Below are 15,102 nucleotides of genomic sequence, written 5' to 3'. Positions count from 1 at the left end.
AAACAGGACCCGTATGTTCGAACGCTTCCAGGCATTCTTTCAAAATCTCACCGCCGACAATTCCAAAAAGGGCTTCGCACCGGACGATCCGCGCATCGCCGTGGCCGCACTTTGTATGCAAGTCATGGAAGCCGATGGGCAGGTGAAGGACAGCGAGACGAAGCGGCTGCGCAAGCTGCTGAAAGACCAGTACGGTCTCGATCGCAAGCAGCTCGACGCGCTGATCGCTGCCGGTCAGGAAGCGGAAAGTGATGCCGTCGACTATTACCGCTTCACATCGGACCTGAAGCGTCATCTCAACACCGAACAGCGCCTCGAGCTGATCGGCGTGCTCTGGGACATCGTCTACGCCGATGGCGAACGCAGCGAGATGGAAGACGACGCGATCTGGCGCATCGCCGAACTTCTCGGGGTGTCGGCACGCGAACGGATCCAGAAGCGGCAGGAGGCGGCAAGGCGCGTGACCGACGTCGAAGTGGTGCAGGACGATGCCGACTGATTGCCTTTCGACAAAGCGCGAACGCCCGATCCTGATCGTTCTGCATCAGGAGCACTCGAGCCCCGGCCGGGTGGGTCAGCTCCTGGTCGAAAAAGGCTATAGCCTGGACATACGTCGCCCGGTGCTCGGCGACAAACTTCCCTCCACGCTCGCAGGCCACGCAGGCGCCGTCGTCTTCGGCGGTCCGATGAGTGCCAACGACCCTGACGATTTCGTCAAGGCGGAGATCAACTGGCTGGATGTGCCGCTCAAGGAGAAGCGGCCTTTCCTCGGCATCTGCCTCGGCGCGCAGATGCTGGTCCGCAATCTTGGTGGCCGGGTGCAGCCGAACGACGACGGTTCGACCGAAATCGGCTGGTATCCGCTGCACACCACCGAGAGGGGCCGCATGCTGATGCACTGGCCGAAGATGGTCTATCATTTCCATCGCGAGGGCTTCGACCTACCGCGCGGCGCGGAGCTGCTGGCAGAAGGCGACACCTACCAGAACCAGGCGTTTCGCTACAACGACCATGCCTGGGGCCTGCAGTTTCACGCGGAGCTCACCCGGGCGATGATGCACCGCTGGGTCGTTCACGGCGCCCACCGTTTCATTCTTCCGAACGCCCAGCAAGGTCGCGAGCACCTCGAAGGCCGGATGCTCTTCGATGCACCGCTGAAGGCGTGGCTCAACGAGTTCCTCGACATCGTCTTCGAGGGCGAACCGGCGAGAACCACCCCCGCCGCATATGCAGTCCTTTCGGCATAGGTGCATGCCGCGTCGCGCCGTGCTACCATCGTTGCTCGACGACTTCCGTATTTCAATAGCAAGCGTTCCGATCCACGATCCGGCCGAACGGTTGCGCCCTTGACGCAGCAGTGACCGCAGCCATCACAGGGGAACTCCATGTCGAACTACGAACAGAAGCTTGCCTCGATGGGCCTCGTCCTTCCCCAGCCGCTGAAACTCCCGTCCAACATGGTCCTCCCATTTCCCTGGGTGAACGTGCGGGGCAACCGGGCATTCATTTCGGGCCACGGTCCGCAAAACAGCGACGGGTCGCCGGCGGGGCCATTCGGCGCCGTCGGCGATACCGTTTCCGTCGAAGAGGCAAAGGCATCCGCGCGGAAGGTGGCTCTCGCCATGCTCGGCAGCCTGAAACGGGAACTCGGCAGTCTCGATCGCATCACCGGCTGGTGTCGGGTTCTGGGCATGGTCAACTGCGCTCCCCGCTTCGCCAACCCTCCAGCCGTCATCAACGGCTTCACAGAGTTGATCCTGGAGGTGTTTGGCCCGGAGGTCGGGCATCACTCCCGCTCGGCGATCGGCGTAGCCGGCCTGCCGCTGAACTTTCCTGTCGAAATCGAGGCCGAAGTGCTGATCTCCGCCTGACGGCCCGCGCAGTAGTCAGCGCAGTTGTCAGGCCTGCTCTTGGCGCTGTGGCGCGTCCAGCGTATCGATCTTGCGCAGTTGTGGAAAGCTCGATGCCCAGATTGCAGCGACGGCCAGCGTTCCGATGCCCCCGATGATGACGGCTGGAACCGCGCCGAAGATCGAGGCCATGGTTCCCGCACGGAACTCTCCAAGTTCGTTGGAGGCGCCGACGAAGACCATGTTGACGGCGTTCACACGGCCGCGCAGCTGGTCTGGCGTCCACAGCGCTATCAGGTTTTCGCGGACATAGACGGAAATCATGTCTGCAGCGCCCATCAGCGCCAGCGCCGCGATCGACAGCTCCGTGCTCTTCGAAAACCCGAAGACGACCGTGCCAAGGCCAAACAGTGCGACGCCGATGAACATGTAGATACCGGCGCGATGCTTCAGCGGATACCAGGCAAGCAGGATGGCCATGACAATCGCGCCAAAGCCTGGCGCCGACCGCAGCAGGCCGAGCCCCCATGGGCCGAGCGTCAGGATGTCCCGCGCAAAGATCGGCATCAACGCCGTGGCACCACCGAGAAGTACTGCGAAAAGATCGAGCGAGATGGCGCCGAGCACGACCTTCTCGGCGCGGATGAAGCGGAAGCCGCCGAGGATCATGTCCCAGCTCTTTGCCTCTCCGGTGGTCTTCTGCATCGGCTTCGGGATCATGTAGAGCAATGCCGCGCCCAGGCCCGCGAAGACGACCGCAACGACATAGGCGGTGTGGGCATTGACGCCGTAGAGCAGGCCGCCGAGCACAGGACCCGTGATCGCCGCAAGCTGCCACGAGGAGGAGTTCCAGGCGATCGCATTCGACAGATGCTCCGGCGGCACCAGGTTGGGCGCCAGCGACTGCACGGCCGGCGACATGAAGGCGCGTTCGATGCCGAACACGAGAAGCACGACAAAGACCGGAATAGGCGAGAACGTGCCCGTCATGGTCATGACCAGCAGCGCCAATGTGCAGAGCGCGCTCACCAGCGAGCAGACGGCAGCAATGGCCCGGCGATTGTGCCGGTCCGCGACCGAGCCTGTAACCAGGATCAAAAGCAACGACGGCAGAAACTGCACAAGCCCGATCAGGCCAAGATAGATCGCGCTGCCTGTCTGGTCGTACATCTGCCAGCCGACCGCGACGCTGACGATCTGCTGCGAAAAGGAGAGCAGAAACCGCGCAAAGAAGAAGCGCATATAGGACGAATGCCTGAACGCGGCAAAGCGGTCTCCGCTGGCGGAAAAGGACATGGAGACTTTCCAAGGAACCGGCAGCGCATCACTGCCGGGCGCGCCTGTTAAACATGATTTGCGACGTGTTTACACACGGCACTTGCCCGTTTAGTCGCCAATGTCTACATGTCTGTCAACAACGAACTGGAGACTGCGATGATTGCCGTTTTTCAAACCATTGATTTGGCTTTGAATCTTTACACCTGGGTGCTGATTGCCAGCGCGATTTTCTCCTGGCTCTATGCGTTCAACGTTATCAATTCCAGCAATCAGTTCGTCAATTCGGTSGGSATGTTCCTCTAYAACGTSACCGAACCKGYGYTGCGMCCGATCCGCCGCSTGCTGCCSAATCTCGGYGGCATCGAYATCTCWCCGATYATCCTGCTMCTSATCATCTTCTTCCTGCGCTCGCTGATGTGGAACACGATCGTCCCGTTGGTGGTTTGAGCCGACCCTGGACGGCGTCGGCCGATTGCCTCTTGATCGCCGTCAGGCTGACACCGAACGGCGGCCGCGACGCGATTGATGGTGTCGAGCTGGATGTGGATGGCAGGGCGCACCTGAAAGTGCGCGTGAGCGTGGTTCCCGAGAAAGGCAAAGCGAACAGGGCGCTGATCGTCCTCGTCGCAAAGGCCCTCGGCCTCGCCAAGTCTTCTGTCAGCCTCGCATCGGGTGAGACGTCACGCAAAAAAATCCTCCGGATCGAGGGCGACCCGGAGGATTTGATCAAAAAGCTGAGTGCTCTTTCAGGCCTGTGATCAGGCCTTTTCCTTCTTGGCGCGTTCGATCGCCTCGAGGATCAGCGCTCCGGCTTCCTTGGAATCCCCCCAGCCGAAGATCTTCACCCACTTGCCGGGTTCCAGATCCTTGTAGTGCTCGAAGAAGTGCTCGATCTGCTTTACCGTGATTTCGGGAAGGTCGGTGTAGTCCTTGACCTTGTCATAGCGCATCGTGAGCTTCGGCGACGGAACGGCGATGATCTTCTCGTCCTTGCCGGAATTGTCTTCCATCTTCAGAACACCGATCGGGCGGACGTTGATCACACAGCCCGGAACCAGCGGACGGGTGCTGGCGATCAAGACGTCGATCGGATCGCCGTCCTCAGACAGCGTGTGAGGGACGAAGCCGTAGTTGCCCGGATAGGTCATCGGCGTGTAGAGAAAGCGGTCCACGACCAGCGTGCCGGCTTCCTTGTCCATTTCGTACTTGATCGGGTGACCACCAACCGGCACTTCAACGATGACGTTGACGTCTTCAGGTGGGTTCTGGCCAATGGAAACGGCGTCGATGCGCATGCGATACTCCCGCGACGTGATTGTTCGCAGCCAGATAATCGGTTTCATGCCGCGACGCAACACGGCACGTCAGCAAAGGTGAATGATAGTTTGCGCGATACGCCGCGATCGGTAGCCCGGGCGCCTCCGCGCGGGCTTCAATTCCAGATGAAACCGATCTTCTTCAACTGCTTGTGGTCGAAGGTCTCGATGCCCTCGCAGTAGTCGGCGCCGCCGTGGCTGCGATAGAATTCAGCACCGTTCTCATTCTCTTCGAGGCACCAGACGACAAGCCCGTTGCAACCAAGCGACTTCAAAAGACGTTGCGCTTCGCCAAAGAGCATGTGGCCCAGGCCAATCCCCTGATATTCCGGTCGAAGATAAAGCTCGTAAATCTCGCCCTCCTGAGGCAGAACCCGGGCGCGGTTGAGGCCCAGCGTCGCGTAGCCGGCAACACTGCCGGCGACATCGAGAACAAGCAGTGTCGCAGGCCCGCGAGTGGCCTTGCGCCACCAGCTTTCGCCGCGGCGCTCGATCATCTGCGTCAGCGCACGGTGCGGAATAATGCCCGCATAGGTATGCTGCCACGCAAGCCGATGCACCTCCGAAATAGCTCGGGAATCCTGTGGCTCGGCCCGCCGAACATCGATCGACAACGTCTTCATAACGCTTACTCTGGTCCTCTTGCGGACAATTAACCATCTGCGCCAGCGCATTCCGACCAATTGCCCACAGACTTAACATGTGGACTAAAGCCGAAAGTTAACGCTTTTTTAACTATTGCGACAAGCAGGATTCGGCGAAGCACACAAATAAAAAACCCCGGCACGATGGCCGGGGTTGAAGGCTTTAAAACGAGGTGGCTTAGGCCATCTTCGCCTTGCTGAAGCGCTTGCGGTCGTTTGCATCAAGATACATCTTGCGCAGACGGATCGACTTCGGCGTCACTTCCATCAGTTCGTCGTCCTGGATCCACGAGAGCGCACGGTCGAGCGTCATGCGGATAGGCGGCGTAAGCTTGACGGCTTCGTCCTTGCCGGCGGCACGGATGTTGGTGAGCTGCTTGCCCTTGAGAACGTTGACTTCAAGGTCGTTGTCACGGGTATGAATGCCGATGATCATGCCGGCATAGACCTTCTCGCCCGGATCGATCATCATTGGGCCACGATCTTCCAGGTTGAACATCGCATAGGCAACAGCTTCGCCGGGAGCGTTGGCCAACAGAACGCCGTTGGTACGGCCGCCGATTTCACCCTTGAAAGGCTGGTATTCCTTGAACAGACGGTTCATCACGGCCGTGCCGCGCGTGTCGGTCAGAAGTTCCGACTGGTAGCCGATCAGGCCGCGGGTCGGTGCATTGAATACCAGACGAAGACGATTGCCGCCCGAAGGACGCAGCTCGGCCATCTCAGCCTTGCGCTCGGACATCTTCTGCACGACGACGCCGGAATGCTCTTCATCGACGTCGATGACGACCTCTTCGATCGGCTCCATCAGCTGATCGTTTTCGTCCTTGTGCATCACGACGCGCGGACGTGATACGGCAAGTTCGAAGCCCTCGCGGCGCATGGTTTCGATCAGAACGGCGAGCTGCAATTCGCCACGACCGGAAACGTAGAAGCTATCCTTGCCTTCAGCTTCTTCGATCTTCAGCGCGACGTTGCCTTCGGCTTCCTTGTAGAGACGGTCGCGAATGACGCGCGAGGTCACCTTGTCGCCTTCGGTGCCGGCCAGCGGGCTGTCGTTGACGATGAAAGACATGGTGACAGTGGGCGGATCGATCGGCTGCGCGGTCAAAGGCTCGGTGATAGAAGGATCGCAGAACGTGTCGGCAACCGTGCCCTTGGAAAGGCCGGCGATGGCGACGATGTCGCCCGCATGCGCTTCATCGATCGACGTGCGCTCGATACCGCGGAAAGCGAGGATCTTCGAGATACGGCCGTTTTCGATCAGCTTGCCGTCCTGGCCCAGAACCTTGACGGTCTGGTTCGGCTTGATCGAACCGGAGTTGATGCGCCCGGTGATGATACGGCCGAGGAATGGGTTGGCTTCGAGGATCGTGCCGATCATCGTGAACGGGCCTTCGGCAACCGTCGGCTCCGGAACGTGCTTGAGTACGAGATCGAGCAACGGTGCGAGACCCTGATCCTTCGGGCCTTCAGGCGCAACGTTCATCCAGCCATCGCGGCCAGAGCCGTAGAGGATCGGGAAGTCGAGCTGTTCGTCGGTGGCATCGAGGCTGGCGAAGAGGTCGAATACTTCGTTGATGACTTCTTCGTGGCGGCCGTCCGGACGGTCGATCTTGTTGATGGCGACGATCGGGCGAAGGCCGACCTTCAACGCCTTGGAGACGACGAACTTCGTCTGCGGCATCGGTCCTTCAGAGGAGTCGACCAGAACGATCGCGCCGTCCACCATCGACAGGATACGCTCGACTTCACCACCGAAGTCGGCGTGGCCCGGGGTGTCGACGATGTTGATGCGAACGCCCTTCCACTCGACCGAGGTCGCCTTGGCAAGGATCGTGATGCCGCGCTCTTTTTCCAGGTCGTTGCTATCCATGACGCGTTCTGCAACGCGCTGGTTTTCGCGGAACGAGCCGGACTGTTTCAAAAGCTCGTCAACCAGGGTCGTTTTGCCATGGTCAACGTGCGCGATAATCGCGATGTTGCGAAGTGCCATATGTTTAGATCTCTGAGGCTGGGGCGCCGCGCTGGGAGAAGGCGCCAATTTCGTTTGGCGGGCTCATACAGTGTTTTTCACCTTTGCGAAAGGGGGGAGCCCGGAATGAGAGACATGCATGGTGTTAACTCGATGGATCAGGGTCGAGAACGGTGCGCCAAAGCTCGGTATCGTTCCTGTCCATCAGCCGAACCGTCAGCTGTTCGGTCTGTCCGTTGATATCGACCAGCCCGAAGAACTGCATGCCGGCCGATGGCGGCAGATTCTGTTGCGAGCCGCCGGGTGCTGCCTTCATGAACTTCACTTCAGGCCCGAAGGTCATGTCGAGTTCCTGCGGCCCGTAGGTGCCGGAATGCAGCGGTCCGGCGACAAACTCCCAGAACGGCAGGAAGTCGCGGAACTTCGCCTTGCCTGGATCGTAGTAGTGCGCGGCCGTATAGTGCACGTCTGCGGTGAGCCAGATCATATTGGTTATGCCGGCATCCCTGATGAAGCGCAGCAGATCGGCAAATTCCAGCTCGCGCCCGAGCGGCGCACCACGCTCGCCGTTCGAGAAGGACTCCGCCCCCTGCCGCTTGCCGAAATCGTCCCAGATGACCAGGCCTATCGGCAGGTCGCAGGCAATGACCTTCCATGTTGCCGCCGAGCGGGCCAGTTCGCGCTTGAGCCAGGCAACCTGCCGCTCGCCAAGAAGGCGGGAGCTGGCCGTCAGCTCCGCATCAAGTCCGTGGCTGTTCGCACCACGATAGGAGCGCAGATCGACGACGAACACATCGAGCAGCGGCCCATAGGAGATCTTGCGGTAGACGCGCCCAGGTTCCTCCGCGATGTATCGGATCGGCGTCATTTCGTGAAACGCCCGGCTGGAGCGCTGGGCGAGCACCGAGACTGACTTCTCCGTATAACGGCTGTCGTCGCCGAGGTTCGTCGAGGGCGACCAGTTGTTCAGCACCTCGTGGTCGTCCCACTGGTAGAAGACGGGGCAGACCGCATTTAATTCCTTCACGTGGGCATCCAGCAGATTATAGGTCCACTGCCCTCGAAATTGGTCGAGCGTCTGCGCGATCCCCCGCTTCGCGTCCGTGACGATCCTGTTCTTCCACACACCGCCATCCCGCAGCCCGATCTCGTCAGGCATCGGATTGTCGGCGTAGATGGTGTCGCCGGAATGGATCATGAAGTCCGGCCTGTGATAGGCGATCGTCGAATAGGTCCGCATGCCCTCTTCGTCGATCCCCCAGCCCTGTCCTGCGGTATCACCGGACCACGCAAAGCGGACGCTACGCTTTTGCAGGGGTGCGGTGCGGAACTGACCGAGGATGGGATCCGAAAGGCTGTTGACATCCTGCAGGTCCGCCGCCCGGAAGCGATAGAAGATGTCCTGATCGGCCGGCAGCCCTTGCAGCAGGAGTTTGCCGGCAAGATCGGTCTCGGGCGTGACGTCGATCGGCGCAAGGCGCACCGCGTCGGAAAATATGTCGGTCGTCGAATACTCGACGTGAAGCCGCGAGGGCCTGTCCACCCGCGTCCAGATCACGCCCGAGTTGGCTCCCACATCGCCGGACTGGACGCCGGACGTGAAGAGCGGGCGGCTGGAGGAGCCGCGCGCATAGTAGGGCATTGCGAGCCCCGCCGCCGCAAATCCGCCGACCGCCCCCATCGAAGAGAGAAAGCGTCGGCGGGTTGTTTCAGTCAGTTTCATGCCAAGGCGTATCCGGCTTGCAAGGGGGAGCGAATCTCCTGCAGCAAGCCTATGGTCCCCGACATGTCATCGTCTTGAAGCTGGCATGACGGTTTTTCAAAACTTCAAAGACAGTTTTGCGACGTCAAACCCTCCGAGAAACCTCAGGCGTCGCTGCCGGAAAGTTCCTCGAACGTCGCAAGTCCCTTCTTGACGAGCATTGCCTCCGGGCTCGGCAGCTTGCCGCGGAAAGCCTTGTAGGCATCTTCCGGATCGATCGAGCCGCCAACGGAATAGATGTTGTCCTTGAGCTTTTGCGCCATGTCGCCATTGAAGGGATCGCCCGTTTCCTCGAAGGCGGCGAATGCGTCGGCATCGAGTACCTCGGACCACATGTAGGAATAGTACCCAGCCGAATAGCCGCCGGAGAAGATATGCTGGAAGTGCGGCGAGGCATGGCGCATGGCGATGGACTTCGGCATTCCGAGATCGGACAGCACCTCTGCCTGAACAGCCATCGGATCTTCGACCGCCTTGCGCGTGTGGAATGCCATATCGACGAGTGCCGAAGAGGTGAACTCGACCGTATTGAAGCCCGAATTGAACGTGCGCGCTGCCAGCACCTTGTCGAGCAACGCCTGTGGCATTGGCTCGCCCGTTTCAAAATGCACGGCATACTGCTTGAGGATTTCTGGAACTGTCAGCCAGTGTTCGTAAAGCTGCGACGGCAATTCGACAAAATCGCGCGAGACGCCTGTGCCGGAGACGGAGGGATAGGTGACATCAGACAGCATGCCGTGCAGGGCATGCCCGAATTCATGGAACAGCGTGCGGGCATCGTCGAGGGACAGAAGCGCGGGCTTGCCCTCAGCGGGCTTTGCAAAATTGCAGACGTTGTAGATGATCGGCAGCTCGCCTTTGCGGCCGCTCTTCAAAGGCAGCTTGTGCTGCGCTTGGAACGAGCTCATCCACGCTCCCGAACGCTTGGAGCTGCGGGCAAAATAGTCACCCAGGAACAGGGCGACGAGCTTGTCGTTGCGGTCGCGGATCTCGAACACCCGCACCTCGGGATGATAGGCCGCGACGCCCTTCTTCTCGACCGCACGAATGCCGAACAGCCGCCCGGCGACGTCGAAACAGGCGTCGATGATCTTTTCGAGCTGCAGGTAGGGTTTCAGCTCCGTTTCCGAGAAATTGAACTTCTGTGCCCGGATCTTCTCCGCATAGTGCCGCCAGTCCCAGGGCATGACGTCGTGGTTCTTGCCCTCCTGCGTGATCAGCTTTGCGATGTCGGTTTCTTCTTCCTTCGCGCGCTCGACCGCCTTTGCCCAGACTTGCCTCAGCAAATGATTTACAGCCTCCGGCGTCTTCGCCATGGTGTTGTCGAGCTTCAGTTCGGCAAAACTGCCATACCCCAGAAGCATTGCGACCTCGTTGCGCAGCGCAAGCGTCTCCCTGATAACGCCGCGATTGTCAGTCGCGCCGTCGTTTGCGCCGCGCGCCACCCAGGCCTTGAAGGCCTGCTCGCGCAGATCGCGGCGATCGGAGAATGTGAGGAAAGGCTCGATGATCGAGCGCGACAGAGTCACCGCGAATTTGCCGTCCTCTGCGCGCTCGCGCGCCGCTGCAGCCATTGCTTCCTTGAGAAAATCCGGTACTCCGGACAGATCGGTTTGCGCAAGGACGAGCGCCCAACCCTTTTCGTCGGAAAGCACGTTCTGGCCGAATTGCGTTCCAAGTCCGGCAAGCTTTTCGTTGATACCCGCGAGCTTTTCCTGCTCGGCCTTCGCAAGTTTCGCGCCTGACTTGACGAAGCCTTTCCAGTGGCGCTCGAGCACCCGCGTCTGCTCCAGCGTCAAACCAAGACTGTCCCGCTTTTCCCAAAGTGCATCGATCCGCGCAAACAGCGCCGCGTTCATTCCGATCTTTGAATAGTGCCGCGACATTTTCGGCGAGATGTCGCGCTCGAGCGCCTGGATCGTGTCGTTGGTATGCGCCCCCGCCCTGTTCCAGAAAAGCGCCGACACCCGCGAAAGCGCGTCACCCGCGGTCTCCAGGGCGACGACGGTGTTTTCGAACGTCGGCGCGGCCGGATTGTTGGCAATCTCGTCTATCTCCCGTTCGTGCGCGGCAATCGCGGCATCGAAGGCGGCGGCGAAATCGCCATCATGAAGCGCCTCGAAGCGCGGCAGGCCATGCAGGCCGTTCCAGTTGACGAGTGCCGGGTTGAATTCTGGTGTGGAAGGCATGCTGACATCCTTTGTGGTAGGCGACTGAATCGGCAATATAGGGATGTCTTAGCGTGATTGGTATTCTGCGTGTGCATGCCAATTGACGCCGAGACAGCAAATGACCGGTACCTGCAAAAAATGCATCACAACAAATGATGCATTTGAATTAACCATTCGTTGACGATTGACGCAGCTTCGCGACGCGCGGTATTTTTGCACATCGTTTTCTCAAGTGGGCATACGCTATGGAAATCTTTTCTGTGCGGTCTTCGTCAAATTTTCTTTTTAAGAATAATTCCGATAATTCAAAGTCCTACAATGAATCAGACGATCATTTCGAGCCTGCGACGCGCGTGTCGACACCATTTCAGGTCAACGACGTCAGCCCCGCGGAGCCGGATTTCTCGGCTATAACCCCCAGCGAGCTGCGCAATTACGCGCGGCAGAGCTACGACACCGGCGCAATCGATCAAGACACTTTCGCGGCGATCTCCGAACCCCTGCCGATGCATACGATCAACCCCTCCGGCGACGTCCTCGATCTCTCAGGCGTCACCGATGGCACAAGTTTCAATTTCCGCGATTACTACAAGGATCAACTGCAGGTCGCCATGTCGATCGGGGGTCCGGCGACGGTGGAGACGCTGCAATCGGTCGTCAGTTTCCTCGAGGGCTTGCCTCAGGCTTTGCGCCAACCAAGCAAGCCGGGAGTTGCATGAAAGAGCGCTTGCGCCGCAAATCCCATGAACAGCACCCCCGAGCAGCGCACGATCAGCCGCTCGTGCGAGCGGTAAAATCGCCGCACGGCACCGGTGCCGACGACGGCGATCAGGATCATGTCGGCGACTATGAAGCCGAGGAAGGAGACAGCAAGCAGGACCGGCAGCGCCTGGAACTGCAGTGCGCTCGCTGAGCCCGCCACCAAAGCAGTGAAGGTCGCGAGAGCCACGGGATAACCCTTCGGGTTGGTAACGCCGAAAATCAGGCCGCGGCGAAACGGCCGCTCGACCGTCACAAGCGCCTGGCCCTCGCCCTTCGGCTTTGCCCGAAAGGCATTCCAGCCGATCCAGGCCAGATATACGCCGCAGAGCAGCCCGAGCGCATCAAACACGAAAGTGCCGATCGTTTTCGCGCCAATGATCGCAACCAGCGCCAGCGAAGCCCAGAGCACGTCGCCCACAAGATGGCCGCAAACAAACCGGGCGCCGGCGCGCCGACCCTGTCCGGCACCGATGCCAAGCAGCGCAAGAAACGCCGGACCGGGAATGAGCACGTATAGAAGGGCGGCGAGGAAGGCGCCTGCCAGCAGTGATTGCGTCATGATGAGTCCCCCGGTGAAAGCGAAAGATTATGCACTCCCGCATCACCGTCAAGCGGCAAGCACCACCCATCACATTTTTGAATTGCCGTATCATCCTGCTTGCACCAGAAGGAGGCAAGCCCTCTTTGTCAGGTGCCAAAGGCGCCACCAGCAAGCCGAGTATCCCAGCATGCCCCCATTCCGGATGAGCGAACGCCGAACGAGCATGCTCGGTGCGCTGCTCGCGACAATCGGCCCGATCTCGATGTCGATCTATACGCCTGCGATGCCGGAGCTTGTCAGCGCCTTCCAGACGACGGATGAAGCGATCAAGATGACGCTCTCTGTCTATTTTGCCGGCTTCTCCGTCGCCCAGCTTCTGGCCGGCCCGATCTCGGATGCTTTCGGACGCAGGGCCGCGACATTGCTCTTCGTCGGCATCTATGTGATCGGCAGTCTGCTGGCTGCTTTTGCCCCCGGCATCGAGTGGCTGCTTGCCGGCCGCCTGATCCAGGGCATCGGCGCCTCGGTCGGCATCACCGTGGCACGCGCCATCGTCCGCGACCAGTTCACCGGTACCGAGGCCTCCCGCATCATGAACCTGATCGGCATCATGATCGCCATCGGCCCCGCGATTGCGCCGACCGTCGGCGGGCTGGCGCTCGCCGCCTTCGGCTGGCAGTCGGTGTTCGTCATGCTCATCGGCTTCGGCTTGCTGATCTGCTTGTCCGTGCTCGTTTTCATGCGCGAGACCAGCGTGCCCGATCGCCGTCGCGCGCTGCCGGGACCGCTCCTGTCCGCCTATGGCGAACTTGCCCGCGAAAGCCGCTTCGTCGCGGCGTCGCTCGTTCTCGGCGGTTCGATCGGCGCGCTATACGCCCAGGCGACGCTGCTGCCCTTCATCCTGATTAAAGTGGTCGGCCTTTCACCCACCGCCTTCGGTCTCGGCATGCTGATGCAGTCCGGTTCCTACTTCCTTGGCTCCGTATGTCTGCGCTACGCCGCGCAACGTCTTGGCGGCAACGGCTCCGTGCGCGTCGGCCTGGCGCTGCTCGGTTTTTCGGGCATCCTGATCGCGCTCTCCGTCCAGTTCGCGACGCCCTCCTATCTCTCGATCATGGGGCCGATCGCTTTTCTGGCTTTCGGCCTGGCCTTTCTCACGCCGCACATGACGACCTCCGCGCTCTACCCGTTCCCGCATATTGCGGGCTCGGCTTCGGCGATGATGGGCTTCATACAGATGGGCGGCGGCTTTATGGGCGGCGTCGCAGCCTCCCTGATCGGCGTACCGCTGACGGCCTTCGGCACTGTGATCCCGACAATGGCCCTGATCTCGATCGCAAGCTACCTCTGGTTTGCGCGCGCCTCGCGGCCCGCCACGCCGTTGCCCCATTCAACAATCAGCCAACGAAAAGGCCCGCACGACGGCGGGCCATGATCGCGTCAAGCGTGCTTGCGCTGACTTCGTGAGCGTGCCGCTTACTTCGTCAGATTGCGCTTGGCGAGCGTGCGCAGGCGCAGCGCATTGAGCTTGATGAAGCCGGCGGCATCCTTCTGGTCGTAGGCGCCCTGGTCGTCCTCGAACGTGACCAGCTTGTCGGAGTAGAGCGACTTTTCGCTTTCGCGGCCGGTGACCATGACGTTGCCCTTGTAGAGCTTCAGCGTCACTTCTCCTTCGACATGCTCCTGGCTCTTGTCGATCAGCGCCTGCAGCATTTCACGCTCCGGTGAGAACCAGAAGCCATAATAGACGAGCTCGGCATATTTTGGCATCAGCTCGTCCTTGAGATGCGCCGCGCCGCGGTCGAGCGTGATCGATTCGATCGCCCGGTGCGCCGTCAGAAGGATCGTGCCGCCGGGCGTTTCGTAGACGCCGCGCGACTTCATGCCGACATACCGGTTCTCGACGAGGTCGAGGCGGCCAATGCCATTGTCGCGGCCGTAATTGTTGAGCGTGGCGAGCAGCGTCGCCGGGCTCATGCGAACGCCGTTGATCGAAACCGCATCGCCCTTCTCGAAGCCGACCTTGATGACGGTCGCCTTGTCCGGAGCAGCTTCCGGGGAGATCGTGCGCATATGCACGTACTCGGGTGCTTCCTGAGCCGGATCTTCCAGAACCTTGCCTTCGGAAGACGAATGCAGGAGGTTGGCGTCGACCGAGAACGGCGCTTCGCCCTTCTTGTCCTTGGCGACGGGGATCTGATGCTGCTCGGCAAATGCGAGCAGATCGGTACGGCTCTTGAAAGCCCAGTCGCGCCACGGCGCGATGATCTTGATATCGGGGTTGAGCGCATAAGCCGACAGCTCGAAACGAACCTGGTCGTTGCCCTTGCCGGTCGCGCCATGAGCGATCGCGTCGGCGCCAGTCTTCCTGGCGATATCGATCAAGTGCTTGGAGATCAGCGGACGGGCGATCGAGGTGCCGAGCAGGTAGACACCCTCGTAGACGGCATTGGCGCGGAACATCGGGAAGACGAAGTCCTTCACGAACTCTTCGCGCACATCCTCGATGTAGATTTCCTTGATGCCGAGCATCTCGGCCTTCTTGCGCGCCGGCTCCAGCTCTTCGCCCTGTCCAAGGTCGGCCGTAAATGTCACGACTTCGGCGCCGAGTTCGGTCTGCAGCCACTTCAGGATGATCGAGGTATCGAGGCCGCCGGAATAGGCGAGCACGACTTTCTTCACGTCTTTTTTAGATGCCATGATGATGAGGTCCGTTGCATGAGGGCGAGCGGCAGACCCGCAAAGCCCGGTGTTGCGGGCACTTTTAGCGAGATTGGCGCGCGACGCAAGGGGAACGGCCGCT

Annotated in this window: 15 protein-coding genes; 7 read left to right on the top strand and 8 right to left on the bottom strand. The window is 60.4% G+C overall.

The window, feature by feature from the left end:
- Positions 1-13: 13 nt before the first annotated feature.
- The 3 genes from AC1DMK_RS07010 (at position 14) to AC1DMK_RS07000 (ending at position 1,871) form a co-directional block, all read left to right on the top strand.
- Positions 14-499, top strand: coding sequence for a tellurite resistance TerB family protein (locus tag AC1DMK_RS07010; RefSeq protein WP_037059194.1), 486 nt, complete (start codon positions 14-16; stop codon positions 497-499).
- Positions 489-1,247 carry a glutamine amidotransferase gene (locus tag AC1DMK_RS07005; RefSeq protein ID WP_477857922.1) on the top strand — a complete coding sequence of 253 codons (759 nt, stop codon included), beginning with the start codon at positions 489-491 and terminating at the stop codon, positions 1,245-1,247. Before AC1DMK_RS07010 ends, AC1DMK_RS07005 begins: the two co-directional genes overlap by 11 nt.
- Before the next feature lie 138 nt (positions 1,248-1,385).
- On the top strand, positions 1,386-1,871 hold the full coding sequence (locus AC1DMK_RS07000; protein WP_037059190.1) for a RidA family protein: 486 nt from the start codon (positions 1,386-1,388) through the stop codon (positions 1,869-1,871).
- Between the two features lie 27 nt (positions 1,872-1,898).
- On the opposite strand, the gene AC1DMK_RS06995 is transcribed toward AC1DMK_RS07000, so the two are convergent.
- The gene (locus AC1DMK_RS06995) at positions 1,899-3,146 is read right to left on the bottom strand and encodes an MFS transporter (RefSeq protein ID WP_477857919.1); all 1,248 of its coding nucleotides are present in this window, start codon (positions 3,144-3,146) and stop codon (positions 1,899-1,901) included.
- Between the two features lie 138 nt (positions 3,147-3,284).
- On the opposite strand from AC1DMK_RS06995, the gene AC1DMK_RS06990 reads away from it, so the two are divergent.
- Entirely contained in the window at positions 3,285-3,575 is a 291-nt protein-coding gene (locus tag AC1DMK_RS06990) for a YggT family protein (protein WP_477857917.1), read from the top strand.
- Positions 3,572-3,886 (top strand): DUF167 domain-containing protein, encoded by a 315-nt coding sequence (locus AC1DMK_RS06985; protein WP_037059182.1) that lies wholly within the window; start codon positions 3,572-3,574, stop codon positions 3,884-3,886. Before AC1DMK_RS06990 ends, AC1DMK_RS06985 begins: the two co-directional genes overlap by 4 nt.
- On the opposite strand, the gene ppa is transcribed toward AC1DMK_RS06985, so the two are convergent.
- From ppa to AC1DMK_RS06960, 5 genes are all read right to left on the bottom strand, one after another.
- Positions 3,887-4,423, bottom strand: coding sequence for an inorganic diphosphatase (gene ppa / locus AC1DMK_RS06980; RefSeq protein WP_037059180.1), 537 nt, complete (start codon positions 4,421-4,423; stop codon positions 3,887-3,889). It abuts the gene before it with no gap.
- Between the two features lie 137 nt (positions 4,424-4,560).
- Entirely contained in the window at positions 4,561-5,067 is a 507-nt protein-coding gene (locus AC1DMK_RS06975) for an N-acetyltransferase family protein (protein ID WP_477857915.1), read from the bottom strand.
- A gap of 199 nt (positions 5,068-5,266) precedes the next feature.
- Positions 5,267-7,084 carry a translational GTPase TypA gene (typA, locus tag AC1DMK_RS06970; RefSeq protein WP_477857913.1) on the bottom strand — a complete coding sequence of 606 codons (1,818 nt, stop codon included), beginning with the start codon at positions 7,082-7,084 and terminating at the stop codon, positions 5,267-5,269.
- A 124-nt stretch (positions 7,085-7,208) separates the two neighbouring features.
- Positions 7,209-8,786 carry an alkaline phosphatase D family protein gene (locus AC1DMK_RS06965; RefSeq protein ID WP_477857911.1) on the bottom strand — a complete coding sequence of 526 codons (1,578 nt, stop codon included), beginning with the start codon at positions 8,784-8,786 and terminating at the stop codon, positions 7,209-7,211.
- Positions 8,787-8,929: 143 nt separating this feature from the next.
- Entirely contained in the window at positions 8,930-11,014 is a 2,085-nt protein-coding gene (locus AC1DMK_RS06960) for a M3 family metallopeptidase (protein WP_477857910.1), read from the bottom strand.
- A gap of 227 nt (positions 11,015-11,241) precedes the next feature.
- Between AC1DMK_RS06960 and AC1DMK_RS06955 the strand changes: the two genes are divergently transcribed.
- Positions 11,242-11,715 (top strand): hypothetical protein, encoded by a 474-nt coding sequence (locus tag AC1DMK_RS06955; protein WP_477857908.1) that lies wholly within the window; start codon positions 11,242-11,244, stop codon positions 11,713-11,715.
- On the opposite strand, the gene AC1DMK_RS06950 is transcribed toward AC1DMK_RS06955, so the two are convergent.
- Positions 11,676-12,317 carry a LysE family translocator gene (locus AC1DMK_RS06950; RefSeq protein WP_037059171.1) on the bottom strand — a complete coding sequence of 214 codons (642 nt, stop codon included), beginning with the start codon at positions 12,315-12,317 and terminating at the stop codon, positions 11,676-11,678. The genes AC1DMK_RS06955 and AC1DMK_RS06950 overlap by 40 nt on opposite strands.
- Before the next feature lie 205 nt (positions 12,318-12,522).
- Here AC1DMK_RS06950 and AC1DMK_RS06945 point away from each other — a divergent pair, with 205 nt between their 5' ends.
- The gene (locus AC1DMK_RS06945) at positions 12,523-13,734 is read left to right on the top strand and encodes a multidrug effflux MFS transporter (protein WP_158447472.1); all 1,212 of its coding nucleotides are present in this window, start codon (positions 12,523-12,525) and stop codon (positions 13,732-13,734) included.
- A 41-nt stretch (positions 13,735-13,775) separates the two neighbouring features.
- On the opposite strand, the gene AC1DMK_RS06940 is transcribed toward AC1DMK_RS06945, so the two are convergent.
- The gene (locus AC1DMK_RS06940; protein WP_037059169.1) at positions 13,776-14,999 is read right to left on the bottom strand and encodes an argininosuccinate synthase; all 1,224 of its coding nucleotides are present in this window, start codon (positions 14,997-14,999) and stop codon (positions 13,776-13,778) included.
- Between the last annotated feature and the right edge of the window lie 103 nt (positions 15,000-15,102).

The organism is Rhizobium sp. 05L419 (assembly GCF_056397845.1).
This window is presented reverse-complemented; position numbering and strand designations above follow the sequence as displayed.